This is a genomic window from Terrabacter ginsenosidimutans (assembly GCF_039539425.1).
GTDB classification, from domain to species: domain Bacteria; phylum Actinomycetota; class Actinomycetes; order Actinomycetales; family Dermatophilaceae; genus Terrabacter; species Terrabacter ginsenosidimutans.
Genome location: NZ_BAABDC010000005.1, coordinates 214,517 through 231,901, shown reverse-complemented (window position 1 = coordinate 231,901; position 17,385 = coordinate 214,517). Strand labels below are relative to the sequence as shown.

Below are 17,385 nucleotides of genomic sequence, written 5' to 3'. Positions count from 1 at the left end.
CGTCGCAGGGACGCTCAGGTGGCGGCCTGGTAGCCGATCACGGCGAGCAGCACCGCGGTGAAGTGCGTGAGGAAGCCGCCGAGCGTGAAGGCGTGGAAGACCTCGTGGAAACCGAACCAGCGGGGCCACGGGTTGGGGCGCTTCGTGCCGTAGACGATGCCGCCGGCGGTGTACATCAGGCCGCCGAGGCCGATCAGCGACCCGATGAGCGGGCCGCCCTCGCGCCAGAACGGCACGACGTAGAAGACCGCGGCCCACCCGAGCGCGAGGTAGAGCGCCGTGTAGAGCCAGCGCGGCGCGCTGACCCAGAAGACGCGGAAGAGGACGCCGGCGACCGCCGCGCCCCAGATGACCGACAGCAGCAGCCGGGCTTGGTCGGTGGGCAGCAGGGTCACCGCGAACGGCGTGTACGTGCCGGCGATGATCAGGTAGATGTTCGAGTGGTCGAAGCGCTTGAGCAGTCCCGACATCTTCGGGCCCCACGTGCCGCGGTGGTAGACGGCGGAGACGCCGAAGAGCAGGGCGGCGCTGATCGTGAAGACGATCGAGGAGGTGCGCACGGCTCCGGGGTCCGAGACGAGCACGAGGACCAGGCCGCCGATGACGGCGACGGGGAACATCGCGAGGTGCAGCCAGCCGCGCAGGCGGGGCTTGACGACCGCGACGAGGTCGGTGACCGGAGCGCTCGACGTCTCCTCGGGGGTGGTCTCGCGAGAGGTGCTCATGTGGGCGAGTGTAACCTACGGCACCGTAGGTTACGGAAGCGTAGGTTCGCGTCGCGCCGACCACTGCGGGCGTTCGTAGGCGTTCGCAGGGTGAGGGGTACGGTGGGACCGCGGCTCGCTCTCCAGGGCTGCCCAGACCTGACCGGCGATGACACGAGCGAGTCGACGAGGAGGCCCCGTGGGGTGGCGCGACGTGGTCTACGGCGCATACGAGCGTCGAGTCCTCAAGGACCTCCCCAAGGAGGCGCTCCCGCGCCACGTAGCCGTCATGCTCGACGGCAACCGCCGCTGGGCCCGGGCCCGAGGGGCCGGCACGGCCAGCGGCCACCAGGCCGGCGCCGACAAGATCGAGGAGCTGCTCGAGTGGTGCCGCGACGCCGGCGTCGAGTACGTCACGCTCTGGCTGCTCTCGACCGACAACCTGCGCCGCGCCGAGGAGGAGCTCGCCCCGCTCCTGAAGATCATCGAGACCGCGGTCGCCGACCTCGCGGACTCCGGGAACTGGCAGCTCAAGATCGTCGGCGCGCTCGACCTACTCCCACCCGACACCGCTGCGAGCCTGAGCGCCTCGGCGGAGCGCACCAAGGCCGTCGACGGGATGACGGTCAACGTGGCTGTCGGCTACGGCGGTCGCCGCGAGATCGCCGACGCCGTGCGGGACCTGCTGCTCGCCAGGGCTGCTGCCGGCGAGTCGATCGAGCAGATCGCCGCGGAGCTCACCGTCGAGGACATCGCCGAGCACCTCTACACCAAGGGTCAGCCCGACCCCGACCTCGTGATCCGCACGTCGGGCGAGCAGCGGCTCGGCGGCTTCCTGCTCTGGCAGAGCGCGACGTCCGAGTTCTACTTCTGCGAGGCGTACTGGCCGGACTTCCGCCACGTCGACTTCCTGCGCGCCCTCAGGGCGTATGCCGGGCGGCACCGTCGCTTCGGCGGCTGACCGAGGCGTCCGAGCGTAGGGGAGTGCTCCCCATTGTCCGGGTTGGGCGGGTTGCGTAGGTTGCGGGTGGGCCGAGACGCCCGGGCGGGTACGAACCGGCGCGGGCCGGCGCGACCACGGCGACGACATCAGGGGAGTACGACAGATGGCGATCTACAAGAAGGGTGCCGACCCGGTGGCCCTGCGGGCGTCCGCCGAGCGGATCACGGGCCACGCCCGCGAGTGCGAGACCGTCAAGGGTGAGGCGAGCCGGGCCGTCCATGCGCTCAAGGGCCAGTGGGGCGGTGCGGACCTCGACCACCTGATGAACCGCTGGCCCCCGGTGGAGGCCCAGCTCACGCAGTTCGGCACCGACCTCGGCAAGCTGGCGGAGGCCCTGCGCCGCAACGCCGGCGCGCAGGACACGACGAGTGGCCAGGGCGGCTCGGGCTCCGGCCCCGCCGGTGCCGGAGGCAACGGTGCCGGCAACGGCAACGGCGGCAGCAACGGCATCCCCGGCTATGACCTCCTCAAGTCGCTCTGGACCCCGATCAAGGGGCTCGGCACCGCCGTCGGGCTTCTCGGCACGAGCATGAAGGTCAGGAACTTCCTGTCGAACCTCGGCAGCTGGGACAGCGCGACCGGCGTGTTCGCCAACCTCAAGAACGCGTGGAAGACCGGCCGTCTCGCTGAGTTCGGTGAGGCGCTGGCGCCGAAGAACTGGGGCACGCTGTCGCGCTTCCTGCCTTCCCTGGCCGAGGGTGGAGCGCTCACGCGCACCCTGGGCACCGTCGGCAAGGCGCTCGGTCCCATCGGGGTCGCCTTCGGCGGCTTCACCGTCGCCAACGACATCTCGGAGGGCAACTACGGCCGAGCCGGCTACGACTCCGTCATGACCGGCCTCGGGGCCGCGGCGCTGATGACGCCCCCGCCGGTCGACGTCGTGTGTGGCATCGCCGCGGGAGGCATGGCCGTGGGCCAGCTCGTCTACGACAACTGGGACACCATCACCGACTTCACCTCGAACGCCGCCGACGCCGTCGGTGACTTCACGTCCGACGCGGTCGACGCGGTCGGCGACTTCGCCTCCGGAGCCGCCGACACCCTCGGCGACGTCGCCGATGCCGCCTGGCCCTTCTGACCCGACCTTCTGACGGCGCGCCGGCTCTCCGGGAGGCGAGATCCCGAGGCGCCCGGCATCGTTGGACCGACGACCTGAGACCGTGAACCCACGACCGCCCGATCGCGAACGACCGAGGAGAACCATGGCTGACCCGATGAAGGGCACCCCACTCGAGGGTTTCGAGCTGCCCGACGACGTCTTCGGGCTGGGAGCCGCCGAGCTCGCCTACCTGATGGCGCGCCACGAGACGCCCGCCGGCGAGCGCTCGCGCCGCCTGCTCATGCTCGACCCGCGGTCGGCGGAGGACGCCGCCCTGCTCGCCGGGGCCTCCAGCCTCGCGTCCCGCGGTTGGCTCACCGTCACCGACGACGGTGCTGCCGAGACTCGGTCCAGCGCCGCGCTCGTCGAGTACGCCGTCGGCGCGGCCACCCGCTGGACCCGGGTCGGGCTCGTGGGTGAGAACGCCAGCCAGATGGACTTCGCCGTGCTCGTCGAGTCCGACACCGTCATCGCGCTCATGCAGCCGCGCCAGCTCGCCTCGTGGTTCATCCGCCTCGGTGAGCGCGACGGCAACACCAGCGCCCTCGTCACCGGGCTCGTCCGGGAGCGCTTCGCCGCCAACCCGGAGTCCGGGGTCTTCCTCGAGGTGCAGACGCTCGACGGCAGCACGAACCTCGCTGTCCGGCAGTCAGGTTCGGGCTTCGAGGCCCTCGCCGACGTCGCGGGTCCCGGGACCGGCACGGGCGGCGTCGTCGACGCCGGGGGCCTGCAGGGCGCGGTGTCGGCCCTCTACGCCGAGGCGGTCAGCGCATGAGCGCGCCGACCCCCCGCGCGACGGACCCGAACACGACGCCGCCGAAGGAGCCGTTCTCCTACGTCAGCCAGCAGCGTGGGCTGCTGACGCTGAAGATCCGCGAACCGGCCCTGATGTTCGTCTTCTTCCTCGCCTTCGCCGTCGTCGGCGTCATCTTCTTCTTCATGGTCAAGAAGGGCGCCGACCAGGGCGCCGAGGGCGCGATGGGCGTCGCCTACCTCATCCTGGCCATCTTCGCCGGGCTCGGCGTCATCGGGATGGCCATCGCCGCCGTCCGCTGGCGGTGGAAGCGCGAGTACGTCCGAGTCATGGGTCGTTCGCCCTGGGCGTGAGCAGCCGTCGTGGCGGGGTCCTGGCGACACTGACTCCGGGCGTTCCGCGACCGGTGCGTTACGACGGTGTGAACTCTCGGGCGACACGACGACACGACGACGTTCAATCCGCGTCGGGCCCGGCCTCGGGTCGTACCGTCGTCCCAACGGCCGACACCCGTCGGACGTTGCCAGGAGGCCCACCCATGGAGCGATCGCTCAGGACGGAGGGCCGGGCACGACGCCACCCTCTGGTGGCCGCCCGGCATCTCGGGAGCGACTAGGCGCGCGAGGCGCGCCGCGTAGGGAGTGGCACATGGCACGTACGACCCGTCAGGTCACGTCGGACCCCGCCAGCACGACCACCAAGCCGGCCGCGGCCTCCACACGCGCCACCACGGCCACGAACACGGCCACACGCACGACGGCTCGGCAGCGCGAGCCCGAGCACAAGACGTACGTGCTCGACACGTCGGTGCTCCTGTCCGACCCACGGGCGATGCTGCGGTTCGCCGAGCACGAGGTCGTCCTGCCCGTCGTCGTCGTCACCGAGCTCGAGGGCAAGCGTCACCACCCGGAGCTCGGCTACTTCGCCCGACAGGCGCTGCGCCTGCTGGATGACCTGCGGGTCAGCCAGGGACGGCTCGACAAGCCGGTCGCCGTCGGCACCGACGGCGGCTCCCTGCGCGTCGAGCTGAACCACACCGACCCTTCGTCGCTCCCGGCGGGCTTCCGGCTCGGCGACAACGACACCCGCATCCTCGCCGTGGCCCGCAACCTCGCCAACGAGGGCGCCGACGTGACGATCGTGTCCAAGGACCTCCCGATGCGCGTCAAGGCGTCGGCATGCGGTCTCGAGGCGGAGGAGTACCGCCACGAGCAGGGCATCGACTCCGGCTGGACCGGGATGCAGGAGCTCGAGGTCACCAGTGACGAGCTCGACCAGCTCTACGACCGCGGTCGCATCGAGCACGCCGGGGCCGCCGAGCTGCCGTGCCACACCGGGCTCGTCCTGCTCTCGCCGCGGGGAAGCGGTCTGGGGCGCGTCGGGGCCGACAAGCAGATCCGGCTGGTGCGGGGCGACCGGGACGCGTTCGGCCTCCACGGTCGCAGCGCCGAGCAGCGCATCGCCCTCGACCTGCTCCTGGACCCGGACGTCGGCATCCTCAGCCTCGGCGGACGGGCCGGCACGGGCAAGTCGGCCCTCGCCCTGTGCGCGGGCCTCGAGTCGGTCATGGAGCGTCGTGTCCAGCGCAAGGTCCTCGTCTTCCGGCCCCTGTTCGCCGTCGGCGGCCAGGAGCTCGGCTACCTGCCCGGCACCGAGGCGGAGAAGATGAACCCGTGGGGGCAGGCGGTCTTCGACACCCTGAGCGCCCTCGTCTCGACCGAGGTCGTCGAGGAGATCATGGATCGCGGCCTCCTCGAGGTCCTGCCGCTGACCCACATCCGTGGCCGCTCCCTCCACGACGCGTTCGTCATCGTCGACGAGGCCCAGTCCCTCGAGCGCAACGTCCTGCTGACCGTGCTGAGCCGCATCGGCCAGAACAGCAAGGTCGTGCTCACCCATGACGTCGCCCAGCGCGACAACCTGCGGGTCGGCCGGCACGACGGGGTCGCGGCCGTCATCGAAAAGCTCAAGGGCCACCCGCTCTTCGCCCACGTGACCCTGACCCGGAGCGAGCGCAGCCCGATCGCGGCACTCGTCACCGACATGCTCGAAGAAATCGATGTGACCTGAGTCACACCGCGCACGGCGTCCCCGAGCGCGGAAGTCGGGGACGCTGTGCGCTGGGCCACGCGCTCGGGGTGCGCGAGGGGTCCCAACGGTGGATGTCGATTTGCTCCTGTTGCGATCGACTGGCACCGTGTCAGGTTGGAAGATCTCGGAACGGTAACGCTCACCATGGGGTGTGAGCGCCATCGGCCGGGATCGTGTACTCACGTCGGGCGCAGCCGTCGACGGGCCGTCGCCCGGAGACGTCCGCGCCGGGCGCACCCCCGACATCAGGAAGGCGTGACGTCTGTTCATGGCACGGTATGAAGGCCGGCATCGCAACGCTCCGGCCCCCTCGACCGCTCCGCGCCCGAACCCCGCCCCCTCCTCGGCGCGGTCCGGCACGGCCCGGCACGAGGAGGTCCCGGCGGTCCCACGCACCTCGCGTCCGGAGAGCTCCGGCGCACGGCGCGCGTTCGACCCCACCCGCGCCATCCCGGTCGTCCCGTCGGCCGCCGAGCACGCCGAGCGTCCCCAGCACGGCCAGCGCCCCCCGTTCACCCAGCGCCCCGAGCAGGGCAGGCGCCGGGAGCAGACCGCGCGGACCGAGCAGCCGCACGTCAGCCGCAGCAGCCGACACGCGAAGCAGGCCCCGCGCAAGCGCCACGTCGGTCGACCGATCCTGGCCGGCGCGCTCGCCCTGGGCCTCGGAGCCTCGGGCTTCGCCTACGCCAAGGCCACCAACCTCATCGGTGCCGACGCTGCGGCGTTCGTCGTCGGCAGCGGTGTCGTGGCGCAGACCGACGAGCTGGCCCGCGCCTCGACCGTCGACACGACGTATCGCGCCGCTGCCTCCGTCTCGCGCAACGAGCGTCGCACCGCCATCGCCGCGACCGGCCTGCGCTCGGCCAAGGAGCTGGAGGCCAAGAAGAAGCAGGAGGCAGCCAAGCAGGCCGAGCTCGCCCGCAAGGCTGCCGCTCGCGCCGCGCTCGCCAAGGAGCGCCAGCGCGTCATCGACAACGCCAAGGACGACCCCAAGTCGGCCGCCCGCGTCCTCATGGCCGACCACGGCTGGTCGAGCGACGCGCAGTACAACTGCCTCGTCAACCTGTGGACGGGCGAGAGCGACTGGCGCTGGTCCGCCGAGAACGCGAGCTCCGGCGCATACGGCATCCCGCAGTCCCTCCCGGCCAGCAAGATGTCGCAGTTCGGCTCCGACTACCGGACCAACCCGTTGACCCAGATCAAGTGGGGCCTCTGGTACATCGAGATGTCCTACGGCAACCCGTGCAACGCGTGGTCCACGTGGCAGGCCCGCTCGCCGCACTGGTACTGACCTGACACGGGTCACGTCCCACTCGTCGTGACCGTTTCCGTATGCCGTGTGGCGCGCTCCTGAGGGAGCCCGCCGCACGGCATACGCGTGTTCGTCGACCGAGCGGGTGGCCCGGACGGGTCAGATCTTGCGCAGGCGCACCCGGCGGACCTCGTGGTTGTCGCCCTTGGACAGCACGAGGCTCGCGCGCGAGCGCGTCGGCAGGATGTTCTCGACGAGGTTCGGCCCGTTGATCTCGCGCCAGATCCGGTTGGCGGTGGCGACGGCCTCCTCGTCGGAGAGCACGGCATACCGGTGGAAGTACGAGTCCGGGTCGGAGAAGGCGGTCTCGCGCAGGCGCAGGAACCGCTCGACGTACCACTTGCGCACGTCGTCGACCCAGGCGTCGACGTAGACCGAGAAGTCGAAGAAGTCGCTGACCGCCAGGCCGCTGCCCCGCACGGGGTGGACCTGGGGCGCCTGCAGGACGTTGAGGCCCTCGACGATGAGCACGTCGGGCTGGCGCACGACGATGCGCTCGCCCGGGACGATGTCGTAGGTCAGGTGCGAGTAGACGGGCGCCGTGACCTCGGCCCGGCCGGACTTGATCTCGGCGACGAAGCGCAGCAGCGCCCGCCGGTCGTAGGACTCCGGGAATCCCTTGCGCTGCAGCAGTCCCCGCTTCTCGAGCTCGGCGTTCGGGAAGAGGAAGCCGTCGGTGGTGACGAGCGCCACCCGCGGAGTGTCGGGCCAGCGCGCCAGCATCTCGCGCAGGATGCGGGCGGTCGTCGACTTGCCGACGGCCACCGACCCGGCCACGCCGATCACGAACGGCGTCTTGGCGGGTCGCTCCCCGAGGAAGTCGCTCGTCACCTGGTGCAGCTGCCGCGTCGCCCCGACGTAGAAGTTGAGCAGGCGTGACAGGGGGAGGTAGACCTCCTCGACCTCGTTGAGGTCGACGCGGTCGCCGAGTCCCCGCAGTCGGGCGAGGTCGGCGTCGTCGAGGTTGAGCGGGTGGTTCTCGCGCAACCGGGACCACGCGGACCGGTCGAACTCGACGTAGGGCGACGGGATCGCAGCGCCGTTGGTGCCGTTGCTCCCGGTGGCGCCGCTTCCGTCGATACCGCTGGATGGCTCCGACACGGGGGACATTCTTGCGGACGCGACGGCCCAGGGTGGCGTCGGCCCCTCGCGGGTTCCCCTAGGCTGGATCTCATGTGTGGAATCGTGGGGTATGTCGGACGGACCGACGACGGGACGGCTCTCGACGTCGTCATGGAGGGTCTGGCCCGCCTCGAGTACCGCGGCTACGACTCGGCCGGCGTGGCCCTGCTCGACGGCGACCACGTCGAGACCCGCAAGAAGTCGGGCAAGCTCGCCAACCTCGTGACCGAGCTCGAGGCGGACCCGCTCCCGACGTCGACGACCGGCATCGGGCACACGCGGTGGGCCACGCACGGCGGCCCGACCGACCAGAACGCGCACCCGCACCGCGGTGGCAGGGACGGCAAGCTCGCCCTCATCCACAACGGCATCATCGAGAACTTCCACGCCCTGAAGCAGGGCCTGCTCGCCGACGGCGTCGACTTCACGAGCGAGACCGACACCGAGGTCGTCGCGCACCTGGTCGCCGCTGCCTACGAGCGTGAACACGACCTGACCGCCGCGATGCGGGCCGTCGTCGCAGACCTCGAGGGCGCGTTCACGTTGCTCGCGATCCACGCCGACCAGCCCGGCGTCGTCGTCGGCGCGCGTCGCAACAGCCCCCTCGTCGTCGGCCTCGGCGACGACGCCAACTACCTCGGCTCCGACGTCGCCGCCTTCATCGGCCACACGCGCCACGCGCTCGAGCTCGCGCAGGACCAGATCGTCACCATCACGCCCGAGGGCGCCTCCGTCATCAACTTCGACGGCACGCCCGCGGAGGGCAAGGCGTACGAGGTCACGTGGGACGCCGCCGCCGCCGAGAAGGGTGGCTACGCGACGTTCATGGAGAAGGAGATCCACGACCAGCCGCACGCGGTCGCCGACACGCTGCTCGGCCGCACCGACGCCGACGGTCGGCTCGTGCTCGACGAGATGAGCATCTCCGAGGAGCAGCTCAAGGCCGTCGACCGGATCACCATCGTCGCGTGCGGCACCGCCGCGTACGCCGGCATGGTCGCGAAGTACGCCATCGAGCACTGGACGCGCATCCCCGTCGAGGTCGCCCTCGCGCACGAGTTCCGCTACTGCGACCCGATCGTGAACGAGCGCACGCTCGTCGTCTCGATCAGCCAGTCGGGCGAGACGATGGACACGCTGATGGCCGTCAAGCACGCCCGTGAGCTCGGCGCCATCACGGTGTCGGTGTGCAACACGCACGGCTCGACGATCCCGCGCGAGTCCGACGCCGTGCTCTACACGCACGCCGGGCCCGAGATCGCGGTCGCGTCGACGAAGGCGTTCCTCGCGCAGATCACGGCCTGCTACGTCCTCGGCCTCTACCTCGCGCAGCTGCGCGGCGGCTCCTACGCCGACGACGCGCAGTCCGTCATGAAGGAGCTGGCCGGCGTCCCGGCCAAGATCGAGACCCTCCTCGGCCGGATGGACCGGGTCAAGGAGATCGCGAAGTTCATGGCCGACACGCGCTCGGTGCTCTTCCTCGGCCGGCACGTCGGCTACCCGATAGCCATGGAGGGCGCGCTCAAGCTCAAGGAGCTCGCCTACATCCACGCGGAGGGCTTCGCCGCGGGTGAGCTCAAGCACGGGCCGATCGCGCTCATCGAGCCGGGGCAGCCCGTCTTCGTCGTCGTGCCGTCCCCGACGAGCGAGCACGGCCTGCACGGCAAGGTCGTCAGCAACATCCAGGAGATCCGCGCCCGCGGCGCCCGCACCCTCGTCATCGCCGAGGAGGGCGACGAGGCAGTCGTGCCGTTCGCCGACGAGGTGATCCGGGTGCCCGCGACGTCGCCGCTGCTCGCGCCGCTGCTCACCGTCGTGCCCTTGCAGCTGTTCGCGCTGTGGCTGTCGACGGCCAAGGGTCTCGACGTCGACCAGCCGCGCAACCTCGCCAAGTCGGTCACGGTCGAGTGACGTGATCGTCGGGGTCGGCATCGACGTCGTGGACATCGAGCGTTTCGAGGCGACCCTCGAGCGCACCCCGGCGCTGCGTGAGCGCCTCTTCACCATCGAGGAGCGCCACCTCGGCATCGCCTCCCTCGCGGCGCGGTTCGCTGCCAAGGAGGCGCTGGCGAAGTCGCTCGGCGCCCCCGTCGGACTGCACTGGACCGACGCGAGGGTGGTGACGAGCGAGGACGGGCGCCCCTCGCTCGAGATCGGCGGAACCGTGCTGGCGCGCGCCAACGACCTCGGCGTGGACTCCTTCCACGTCTCCCTGTCGCACGACGCGGGTGTCGCGTCGGCCGTCGTCATCGCGGAGGGCTGATGATCCGCGCACACTCCGTCGAGGCCGTCCGGGCCGCCGAGGCCACCGCCATGGCGGCGCTGCCCGAGGGCGAGCTCATGTCCCGAGCCGCTCTCGGCCTCGCCGAGGTCGCCGCGGCCCGTCTCGCCGACACCGACGGCACCACCGTCGTCGGGCTCGTCGGAGCGGGCGACAACGGCGGGGACACGTTGTATGCCGTCGCCCACCTCGCCGAGTCGGGCTTCGCCTGCGCCGTGGTCCTCGTCCCGACGGCGGGCCGCTCCGGCGTGCACGCTGCGGGTCTCGCCGCCGCGGAGGCGGCCGGGGTCATGGTCCACGTGGCCGCCGACGACCCGGACGCCGTGGCCGACGTCGTGGCCGAGGCAGACCTCGTGCTCGACGGCATCGTCGGCATCGGCGGTCGCCCCGGACTCCGACCGGAGGCCGCGCGCCTCGTCGACGCGGTCGACGACGACGCCTGGGTCATCGCCGTCGACCTCGCGAGCGGGCTCGACCCAGCCGGCGAGGAGGGCGAGGACGACGCCGTGTGGGCCGACGAGACCGTCACCTTCGGCACCCCGAAGCCGGTCCACCTGCTCCCGGCCGGTGAGGCCGCCACCGGGCGCCTCACCGTCGTCGACATCGGGATCGACCTGGCGGACGTGGCGGCCGCCGTCGAGCGACTGACGTGGGACGACGTCGCCGCCCTGTGGCCCGTGCCCGGCAGCGGCGACGACAAGTACTCCCGCGGCGTCCTCGGCGTCGTGGCCGGCAGCGAGGCCTACCCGGGCGCGGCCGTGCTGTGCACGACGTCGGCCGCCGAGGCCGGCGTCGGGATGCTCCGCTACGTCGGCACGCCGACCCCGGTGGGGCTCGTGCACCAGGCCGTGCCGGAGGCGGTCATGGGTGAGGGCAGGGTCCAGGCCTGGGTCGTGGGACCGGGTCTCGACACCGAGACCGCCGACGACGCGGCCCGCGCCCAGCTCGACGCCGCACGTGCCGCCCTGGCGAGCGACCTCCCCGTCGTCGTCGACGCCGGGGGACTGGCGCTCGTCGACGGGCGCCGCACCGCGCCGACGGTCCTGACGCCCCATGCCGGTGAGCTCGCCCGGCTCCTGACCCGCCTCGAGGCGCCGTCGGCCGGTACGGATGACGGGACCCAGGGCGGTTCCGGAGCCTCGGCAGGCGGGAGTGGCGCCGGGCGTCCCGTCGGCGGTTCCGGTGACGGCGGCGATGACGCCCAGCACGAGGTCACCGCAGACGACGTCAAGGGTGCCCCGCTCGGACATGCCCGTCGCCTCGTCGCCCTGACCGGCGCCACCGTGCTGCTCAAGGGCGCCACGACCCTCGTCGTCACCGACGGCGAGCCCGTGCGCTCCCAGGCCGACGCCCCGCCGTGGCTCGCCACCGCCGGAGCCGGCGACGTGCTCTCCGGTGTCATCGGCGCCCTGCTCGCGGCCGGCCTGTCGCCCCACGACGCGGCGTCGCTCGGCGCGCTCGTTCACGGGGTGACCGCCGACCGGGTCTCCGGCGGCGGCCCGCTTCGGGCGCTCGCCGTGGCACACGGCATACGCCCGACCGTGCGGGACCTGCTGGCCCGGGGACGGTCCGCTCCGGGCTGAGCCGGCCCCGCGGCGACCCCGCCGCCACGCCCGGTTCCCGGACAGCCCTGACGAACTGCGAGACTGCACGCATGAGCGAGATCGACGCCTCCGACGCCGACCGGACCGCGACGGACCCGGCTCCGCGCACGCCCGCGCACCCGCCCGAGGCCGCACCGGAGACCCACGGCCTGACCGTGTGGGCCGAGATCGACCTCGACGCGCTCGAGAGCAACGTCCGCACGCTCCGCGCCCTCGCCCCGGCGTCCGAGTTCATGGCCGTCGTCAAGGCCGATGCCTACGGCCACGGGCTGCTGCCCGTCGCCCGTGCCGCAGTGCGCGGCGGAGCGACCTGGCTCGGCGTCGCCCAGTTCGCCGAGGCGTTCGAGCTGCGCGACGCGGGCCTCACGACGCGCCTGCTGACCTGGCTCAGCGTTCCCGGCGCAGACTTCGCGGGCGCCGTCAGGCGCGACATCGACCTCTCCGCGTCGGCGCCCTGGGTGCTCGACGAGATCGCGGCGGCCGCGTCGGCCCTCGGGCGCACCGCGCGGGTCCACCTCAAGGTCGACACCGGACTGGGCCGCGGCGGTGCCTACGGCGCCGACTGGACGACGCTCGTGGAGCACGCGCGCCGCCTCGAGACGGAGGGCTCCGTCACCGTCGTCGGCATCTGGACCCACTTCGCGCACGCCGACTCTCCCGAGCACCCCACCGTGCTGGCCCAGCAGGAGCGCTTCTTCGAAGCCGTCGCCGAGGCCGAGCGGGCCGGCATCAGGCCCGAGCTGCGCCACCTGGCCAACTCGGCCGCGACCCTCGTGCACCCCTCGGCGCACGCCGATCTCGTGCGCCCGGGCATCGCGATGTACGGCCTGACACCCGTGCCGCAGGTCGAGGACGACTTCGGCCTGCGCCCCGTCATGACGCTCCGGGCGCGGCTCGCGCTCGTCAAGGCGCTCCCGGCCGGCCAGGGCATCAGCTACGGCCATGCGTACGTCCCCGAGGTCGACACGGTCGTCGGGCTCGTGCCGGCGGGCTACGCCGACGGCGTGCCGCGCAACGCGACCAACGTCGGGCCCCTCCTCGTAGACGGCCGCCGCACCACGATCGCCGGACGGGTCTGCATGGACCAGTTCGTCGTCGACCTGGGACCCGACTCGCAGGCCCGTGCCGGTGACGTCGTCACCCTCTTCGGCGGAGCGCCCGGTGAGCCGACGGCCCAGGACTGGGCCGACGCGACCGACACCATCAGCTACGAGATCGTCACGCGGATCGGCGCCCGGGTGCCCCGGCTCCACGTCGGCGCGCCGCGGGACGACGCATGAGCCCGCGTCGCAATCCGGTCCTCGGCATCGCCGCCGCCACCCTCGGTGTCGCGGCCGGTGTCGCGGCGGGCATCGCGGCGGACCGGGCCGGCAAGCACCGTGCCGCCATGGAGGCGCTCGAGACTCCCGAGCTGCTCGACATCACGCCCGACGAGGAGCACGTCGTGCTCACCGACGACGGCGTCCCGCTCCACGTCGAGATCGACCTCCCGACCGAGGCGGCCGCCCGCCAGGCCGCCGACGGCACCACGCGGCACAGCCGCCCGGACGAGCTGCCCACCGTCGTGCTGACGCACGGCTACTGCCTCAGCCTCCGCTGCTGGGTCTACCAGCGGCGGGCCCTCAAGGAGGCCGGCTACCGCGTCGTCAGCTGGGACCAGCGGGGCCACGGTCGCTCGGGTCGTGGCGAGAAGGACAGCTACACGATCGACCGCCTCGGACACGACCTCCACACCGTCATCGACGAGCTCGTGCCGGAGGGGGACATCGTGCTCGTCGGGCACTCGATGGGTGGCATGACGATGCTCGCCCTCGGCGAGCACGAGCCGCAGTTCGTCATCGAGCGCGTCGTCGGGGCCGCCTTCGTGGCCACGAGCCCCGGCGGGATCATGCTCGCCAACGGTGGCCGTGTCGCCACCTTCGGGCGGCAGATGCTCGAGCGGCTTGGGCCCGGCGTGCTCGGACCGCTCAGCAACCGGCCCGAGCTGTTCACCCGCATCCGCCGGGTCGGGCGCGACATCGAGCACTTCATGGTCGAGCAGAACTCGTTCGCCTCGCCCGTGCCGCGCTCGGTCGTGCGCTACACGTCCGACATCCTGCTCGGCACACCGCTCGACGTCGTCAACGACTACCTCCAGACCTTCGACGGCTTCGACAAGCGGCCCGCGCTGCTCGAGTTCCGGCACGCCGTGGTCCTCGTCTTCAACGGTCGTGACGACATCCTGACGCCCCCGTCGCACAGCGAGCTCATCGTCGAGGGCATCCCCGGCGCCGAGCACATCGTCGTCAACGACGCCGGGCACGTCATCATGCTCGAGCACCCCGACCTGCTCAACGCCCACCTCGTCCAGCTCGTCGACCAGTCGGCGCGGGCGCGGGCCGAGCAGATCGAGGTCGACAAGCAGCCGCGGGTGCGCCGGATCGTCACCGACGTCGCCAAGAACCGCCGTCAGCGACGCCTCGAAAAGGAAGCCGCCGAGCTGGCCCGCGCCCGCCGCGGCAAGCAGACCCGCACCAAGGGGGCGTGACCGGCATGGAGCGCGAGGTGCGGTGGGCGACCACCGACGACACGCAGGACTTCGGCCGCCGGCTCGGCTCACTCCTGCGCGGGGGCGACGTGCTCGTCCTCACCGGGGACCTCGGCGCCGGCAAGACGACCCTGACCCAGGGCATCGCCGAAGGGCTGGGGGTGCGCGGCCCGATCACGTCGCCGACCTTCGTCATCGCCCGGGTGCACCCGTCGCTCGTCGGCGGCCCCGCCCTGGTCCACGTCGACGCCTACCGGCTGGGCAGCGCCATCGAGCTCGACGACCTCGACCTCGACGCCGACCTCGATGCCAGTGTGACCGTCGTCGAGTGGGGCGCCGGCCTCGCCGAGCAGCTGAGCGAGAGCCGCCTCGAGCTCAACCTCACCGGCGACGACGTCCGCACCGCCCATCTCGTCGGGGTCGGCGACCGCTGGGACGACGTCCTCGACGCGCTCGCGCCCGTCGGCTGACGCCACGCGCCCACGAGGACGGCCACGTTCACAGGCCGGACACACGGCATACGACCTCGGGTTCGGGGACCCCGTGCGTGCTCGGATAGCCTGACCGACGTGCTCCTGCTCGCGATCGACACCTCCACGACCGCCATCACCGTCGCCCTGCACGACGGCGCTTCGGTCGTCGCGGAGTCCACGACCCTCGACGCACGCGCACATGCGGAGCACCTCGCGCCGAACATCCGCGCGGCACTCGCCTCCGCCGGGGCCGAGCCCGGTGACGTCACCGACGTGGTCGTCGGCATCGGTCCCGGACCCTTCACCGGGCTGCGGGTCGGCATCGTCACCGGTCGCACCTTCGCCTTCGCCCTCGGTCTGCCCGTGCGTGGCCTGACGAGCCTCGACGCCATCGCCCACGAGGCGTGGCTGGGCGGTCGCCGCGGCGACCTGCTCGTCGCGACGGACGCCCGCCGCAAGGAGGTGTATGCCGCGACGTACGTCCTCGACGACGCGCGCGCCTGCCGCGTGGGCGAGCCCGTCGTGTCGCGTGCCGCCGACCTGCCCCCCGGGGTGCGTGGCCTGTCCACCGCCGGACGCGGGCCGTCGCTCTACGCCGAGGCGCTGCCGGGAGCGGTGGCGCCCCTCGACGTCAGCGGGGGAGCGTTGGCCGACCTCGCGGCCCGTCGTCTCCGCGAGGGCTCGGCGTCACCGGCGGTCGGGCTGCAGTGGGTCGACCCGGGCCACGGCTTCGACGGCCTGGAGCCCCTCTACCTCCGACGACCCGACGTCGCGCCCGCCCCGCCGTCGGCGAAGTCGACGCTGGGATGACCGTGGCACAGCCGCAGACACACCCACCGCGCCCTCCGGGGGAGGTCCTGCTGCGCGACCTCGAGTGGACCGACCTCGCCCACCTCGCCGGGCTCGAGCAGCAGCTCTTCGCGGACGACGCGTGGTCCGAGGCCACCTGGTGGAGCGAGCTCGCCGGACGACCTCGTCGTGACTACGTCGTCGCGACGACCTCCGACGGGACGATCGCGGGGTACGCCGGCCTCGACCTCTCGGGAGACGTCGCCGACGTCATGACCATCGCCACGACGCCCGGCCACCAGGGGCGCGGCACCGGCCGCCTGCTGCTCGGCGAGCTCGTCCGCCGTGCCACGGCGCACGGCGTCGACGCGGTGCTCCTCGAGGTGCGGGCCGACAACGACGCGGCACGCCGCCTCTACGACCGGGCCGGTTTCGAGGTCATCTCGGTGCGCCGCCGCTACTACCAACCAGGCGACGTGGACGCGCTCGTCATGCGCCTGATCGTCACGAAGGGAGACGCATGATCGACGAGCCCCTCGTCCTCGGCATCGAGACGTCCTGCGACGAGACCGGAGTGGGCATCGTCCGCGGGCAGACGCTGCTCGTCGACACCGTCGCGAGCAGCGTCGAGGAGCACGCGCGCTTCGGCGGCGTCGTCCCCGAGGTCGCGAGCCGAGCCCACCTCGAGGCGATGGTGCCGACCATCGAGCGCGCCTGCCGCGAGGCCGGCGTGCAGCTGCGCGACCTCGACGCGATCTCGGTCACCTCCGGCCCGGGTCTGGCCGGTGCGCTCCTCGTCGGGGTCGCCTCGGCGAAGGCCCTGGCGCTGGCCCTCGGCAAGCCCATCTACGGCGTCAACCACCTCGCCTCGCACGTCGCCGTCGACATCGTCGAGCACGGCCCGCTGCCCGAGCCGACCATGGCGATGCTGGTGTCGGGTGGTCACTCCTCGCTGCTCCTCGTGCCCGACGTGACCAACGACGTGCGCTCGCTCGGCGCGACGATGGACGACGCCGCGGGCGAGGCCTTCGACAAGGTCGCCCGCGTCCTCGGCCTACCCTTCCCCGGTGGTCCGCACGTGGATCGCGCTGCGCGAGAAGGCAACCGGATCGCCATCGACTTTCCTCGCGGCCTCACGACGGGCCGCGACATGGAGCGGCACCGCTTCGACTTCTCCTTCTCGGGCCTCAAGACCGCCGTCGCGCGCTGGGTCGAGACCCGTCAGCGGGCCGGCGAGAACGTGCCCGTCGCGGACGTCGCCGCGAGCTTCCAGGAGGCCGTCGTCGACGTGCTGACCCGCAAGGCCCTGCTCGCCTGCAGGGAGCACGACGTCGACCACCTGCTCATCGGAGGCGGTGTCGCAGCGAACTCCCGGTTGCGTGCGCTGGCCCAGGAGCGGTGCGACAAGGCCGGGGTGACCCTGCGTGTCCCGCGGCCCGGTCTGTGCACCGACAACGGGGCCATGGTCGCGGCGCTGGGGGCGCAGATGGTGGCCAAGGGGCGCGAGCCGAGCGACCTCGGGCTTCCTACGGACTCGTCCATGCCGGTCACGCTCGTCCAGGCTTAGCCTCACGCCCGCTGGGCTGGCTCCGTCGGGCACCCGACCGCCCACCCGGCGGCCGCGGT

17 protein-coding genes are annotated in these 17,385 nt (G+C 72.3%); 15 read left to right on the top strand and 2 right to left on the bottom strand.

Going from position 1 to position 17,385, the window contains the following annotated elements:
• Window positions 1-14: 14 nt before the first annotated feature.
• A complete protein-coding gene (gene trhA / locus ABD831_RS16085; RefSeq protein WP_344948794.1) occupies window positions 15-725 on the bottom strand; it encodes a PAQR family membrane homeostasis protein TrhA in 711 nt (236 codons plus the stop codon).
• Between the two features lie 148 nt (window positions 726-873).
• Here trhA and ABD831_RS16080 point away from each other — a divergent pair, with 148 nt between their 5' ends.
• The 6 genes from ABD831_RS16080 (at window position 874) to ABD831_RS16055 (ending at window position 6,942) form a co-directional block, all read left to right on the top strand.
• Entirely contained in the window at window positions 874-1,665 is a 792-nt protein-coding gene (locus ABD831_RS16080; protein WP_425582837.1) for an isoprenyl transferase, read from the top strand.
• A gap of 145 nt (window positions 1,666-1,810) precedes the next feature.
• The gene (locus ABD831_RS16075; RefSeq protein ID WP_344948787.1) at window positions 1,811-2,785 is read left to right on the top strand and encodes a hypothetical protein; all 975 of its coding nucleotides are present in this window, start codon (window positions 1,811-1,813) and stop codon (window positions 2,783-2,785) included.
• 124 nt (window positions 2,786-2,909) lie between these two features.
• Window positions 2,910-3,581 carry a hypothetical protein gene (locus ABD831_RS16070; protein ID WP_344948784.1) on the top strand — a complete coding sequence of 224 codons (672 nt, stop codon included), beginning with the start codon at window positions 2,910-2,912 and terminating at the stop codon, window positions 3,579-3,581.
• The gene (locus tag ABD831_RS16065; protein WP_344948781.1) at window positions 3,578-3,913 is read left to right on the top strand and encodes a hypothetical protein; all 336 of its coding nucleotides are present in this window, start codon (window positions 3,578-3,580) and stop codon (window positions 3,911-3,913) included. Before ABD831_RS16070 ends, ABD831_RS16065 begins: the two co-directional genes overlap by 4 nt.
• A gap of 478 nt (window positions 3,914-4,391) precedes the next feature.
• Entirely contained in the window at window positions 4,392-5,630 is a 1,239-nt protein-coding gene (gene phoH2, locus ABD831_RS16060; protein WP_425582840.1) for an RNA 5'-3' helicase PhoH2, read from the top strand.
• A 289-nt stretch (window positions 5,631-5,919) separates the two neighbouring features.
• Complete coding sequence (locus ABD831_RS16055; protein ID WP_344948775.1) at window positions 5,920-6,942, top strand: aggregation-promoting factor C-terminal-like domain-containing protein; 1,023 nt, start codon at window positions 5,920-5,922, stop codon at window positions 6,940-6,942.
• 120 nt (window positions 6,943-7,062) lie between these two features.
• Here ABD831_RS16055 and coaA read toward each other — a convergent pair whose 3' ends face one another.
• Window positions 7,063-8,073, bottom strand: a complete 1,011-nt coding sequence (gene coaA / locus ABD831_RS16050; protein ID WP_344948773.1) for a type I pantothenate kinase — start codon at window positions 8,071-8,073, stop codon at window positions 7,063-7,065.
• A 63-nt stretch (window positions 8,074-8,136) separates the two neighbouring features.
• Here coaA and glmS point away from each other — a divergent pair, with 63 nt between their 5' ends.
• The 9 genes from glmS to tsaD all read left to right on the top strand — a co-directional run bounded on the left by glmS (window position 8,137) and on the right by tsaD (window position 17,326).
• Window positions 8,137-9,996 carry a glutamine--fructose-6-phosphate transaminase (isomerizing) gene (gene glmS, locus ABD831_RS16045; protein WP_344948770.1) on the top strand — a complete coding sequence of 620 codons (1,860 nt, stop codon included), beginning with the start codon at window positions 8,137-8,139 and terminating at the stop codon, window positions 9,994-9,996.
• 1 nt (window position 9,997) lies between these two features.
• Window positions 9,998-10,348: a holo-ACP synthase gene (locus tag ABD831_RS16040; RefSeq protein ID WP_344948766.1), complete on the top strand. Its 351-nt coding sequence runs from the start codon at window positions 9,998-10,000 to the stop codon at window positions 10,346-10,348.
• Entirely contained in the window at window positions 10,348-11,949 is a 1,602-nt protein-coding gene (locus tag ABD831_RS16035; protein ID WP_344948764.1) for a bifunctional ADP-dependent NAD(P)H-hydrate dehydratase/NAD(P)H-hydrate epimerase, read from the top strand. Before ABD831_RS16040 ends, ABD831_RS16035 begins: the two co-directional genes overlap by 1 nt.
• A gap of 71 nt (window positions 11,950-12,020) precedes the next feature.
• The gene (gene alr, locus ABD831_RS16030) at window positions 12,021-13,250 is read left to right on the top strand and encodes an alanine racemase (protein WP_344948761.1); all 1,230 of its coding nucleotides are present in this window, start codon (window positions 12,021-12,023) and stop codon (window positions 13,248-13,250) included.
• Window positions 13,247-14,497 carry an alpha/beta fold hydrolase gene (locus ABD831_RS16025; RefSeq protein WP_142178751.1) on the top strand — a complete coding sequence of 417 codons (1,251 nt, stop codon included), beginning with the start codon at window positions 13,247-13,249 and terminating at the stop codon, window positions 14,495-14,497. The genes alr and ABD831_RS16025 overlap by 4 nt, the downstream gene beginning before the upstream one ends.
• Window positions 14,498-14,502: 5 nt before the next feature.
• Window positions 14,503-14,967, top strand: a complete 465-nt coding sequence (gene tsaE, locus ABD831_RS16020) for a tRNA (adenosine(37)-N6)-threonylcarbamoyltransferase complex ATPase subunit type 1 TsaE (protein ID WP_344949002.1) — start codon at window positions 14,503-14,505, stop codon at window positions 14,965-14,967.
• A 99-nt stretch (window positions 14,968-15,066) separates the two neighbouring features.
• Window positions 15,067-15,780, top strand: a complete 714-nt coding sequence (gene tsaB / locus ABD831_RS16015; RefSeq protein WP_344948759.1) for a tRNA (adenosine(37)-N6)-threonylcarbamoyltransferase complex dimerization subunit type 1 TsaB — start codon at window positions 15,067-15,069, stop codon at window positions 15,778-15,780.
• The gene (gene rimI / locus ABD831_RS16010; protein WP_344948756.1) at window positions 15,777-16,283 is read left to right on the top strand and encodes a ribosomal protein S18-alanine N-acetyltransferase; all 507 of its coding nucleotides are present in this window, start codon (window positions 15,777-15,779) and stop codon (window positions 16,281-16,283) included. Before tsaB ends, rimI begins: the two co-directional genes overlap by 4 nt.
• Window positions 16,280-17,326: a tRNA (adenosine(37)-N6)-threonylcarbamoyltransferase complex transferase subunit TsaD gene (gene tsaD, locus ABD831_RS16005; RefSeq protein ID WP_344948754.1), complete on the top strand. Its 1,047-nt coding sequence runs from the start codon at window positions 16,280-16,282 to the stop codon at window positions 17,324-17,326. Before rimI ends, tsaD begins: the two co-directional genes overlap by 4 nt.
• The last annotated feature ends 59 nt before the right edge of the window (window positions 17,327-17,385 follow it).

What these genes read in the sequence shown, in the direction of transcription:
- ABD831_RS16055 (WP_344948775.1), top strand. Translation starts at nt 5,920, where the DNA reads ATGGCACGGTATGAAGGCCGGCATCGCAACGCTCCGGCCCCCTCGACC.
- tsaD (WP_344948754.1), top strand. Translation starts at nt 16,280, where the DNA reads ATGATCGACGAGCCCCTCGTCCTCGGCATCGAGACGTCCTGCGACGAG.
- ABD831_RS16075 (WP_344948787.1), top strand. Translation starts at nt 1,811, where the DNA reads ATGGCGATCTACAAGAAGGGTGCCGACCCGGTGGCCCTGCGGGCGTCC.
- ABD831_RS16025 (WP_142178751.1), top strand. Translation starts at nt 13,247, where the DNA reads ATGAGCCCGCGTCGCAATCCGGTCCTCGGCATCGCCGCCGCCACCCTC.
- alr (WP_344948761.1), top strand. Translation starts at nt 12,021, where the DNA reads ATGAGCGAGATCGACGCCTCCGACGCCGACCGGACCGCGACGGACCCG.
- ABD831_RS16070 (WP_344948784.1), top strand. Translation starts at nt 2,910, where the DNA reads ATGGCTGACCCGATGAAGGGCACCCCACTCGAGGGTTTCGAGCTGCCC.
- tsaE (WP_344949002.1), top strand. Translation starts at nt 14,503, where the DNA reads ATGGAGCGCGAGGTGCGGTGGGCGACCACCGACGACACGCAGGACTTC.
- ABD831_RS16080 (WP_425582837.1), top strand. Translation starts at nt 874, where the DNA reads ATGACACGAGCGAGTCGACGAGGAGGCCCCGTGGGGTGGCGCGACGTG.
- rimI (WP_344948756.1), top strand. Translation starts at nt 15,777, where the DNA reads ATGACCGTGGCACAGCCGCAGACACACCCACCGCGCCCTCCGGGGGAG.
- glmS (WP_344948770.1), top strand. Translation starts at nt 8,137, where the DNA reads ATGTGTGGAATCGTGGGGTATGTCGGACGGACCGACGACGGGACGGCT.
- trhA (WP_344948794.1), bottom strand. Translation starts at nt 725, where the DNA reads ATGAGCACCTCTCGCGAGACCACCCCCGAGGAGACGTCGAGCGCTCCG.
- phoH2 (WP_425582840.1), top strand. Translation starts at nt 4,392, where the DNA reads ATGCTGCGGTTCGCCGAGCACGAGGTCGTCCTGCCCGTCGTCGTCGTC.
- ABD831_RS16035 (WP_344948764.1), top strand. Translation starts at nt 10,348, where the DNA reads ATGATCCGCGCACACTCCGTCGAGGCCGTCCGGGCCGCCGAGGCCACC.
- coaA (WP_344948773.1), bottom strand. Translation starts at nt 8,073, where the DNA reads ATGTCCCCCGTGTCGGAGCCATCCAGCGGTATCGACGGAAGCGGCGCC.
- ABD831_RS16065 (WP_344948781.1), top strand. Translation starts at nt 3,578, where the DNA reads ATGAGCGCGCCGACCCCCCGCGCGACGGACCCGAACACGACGCCGCCG.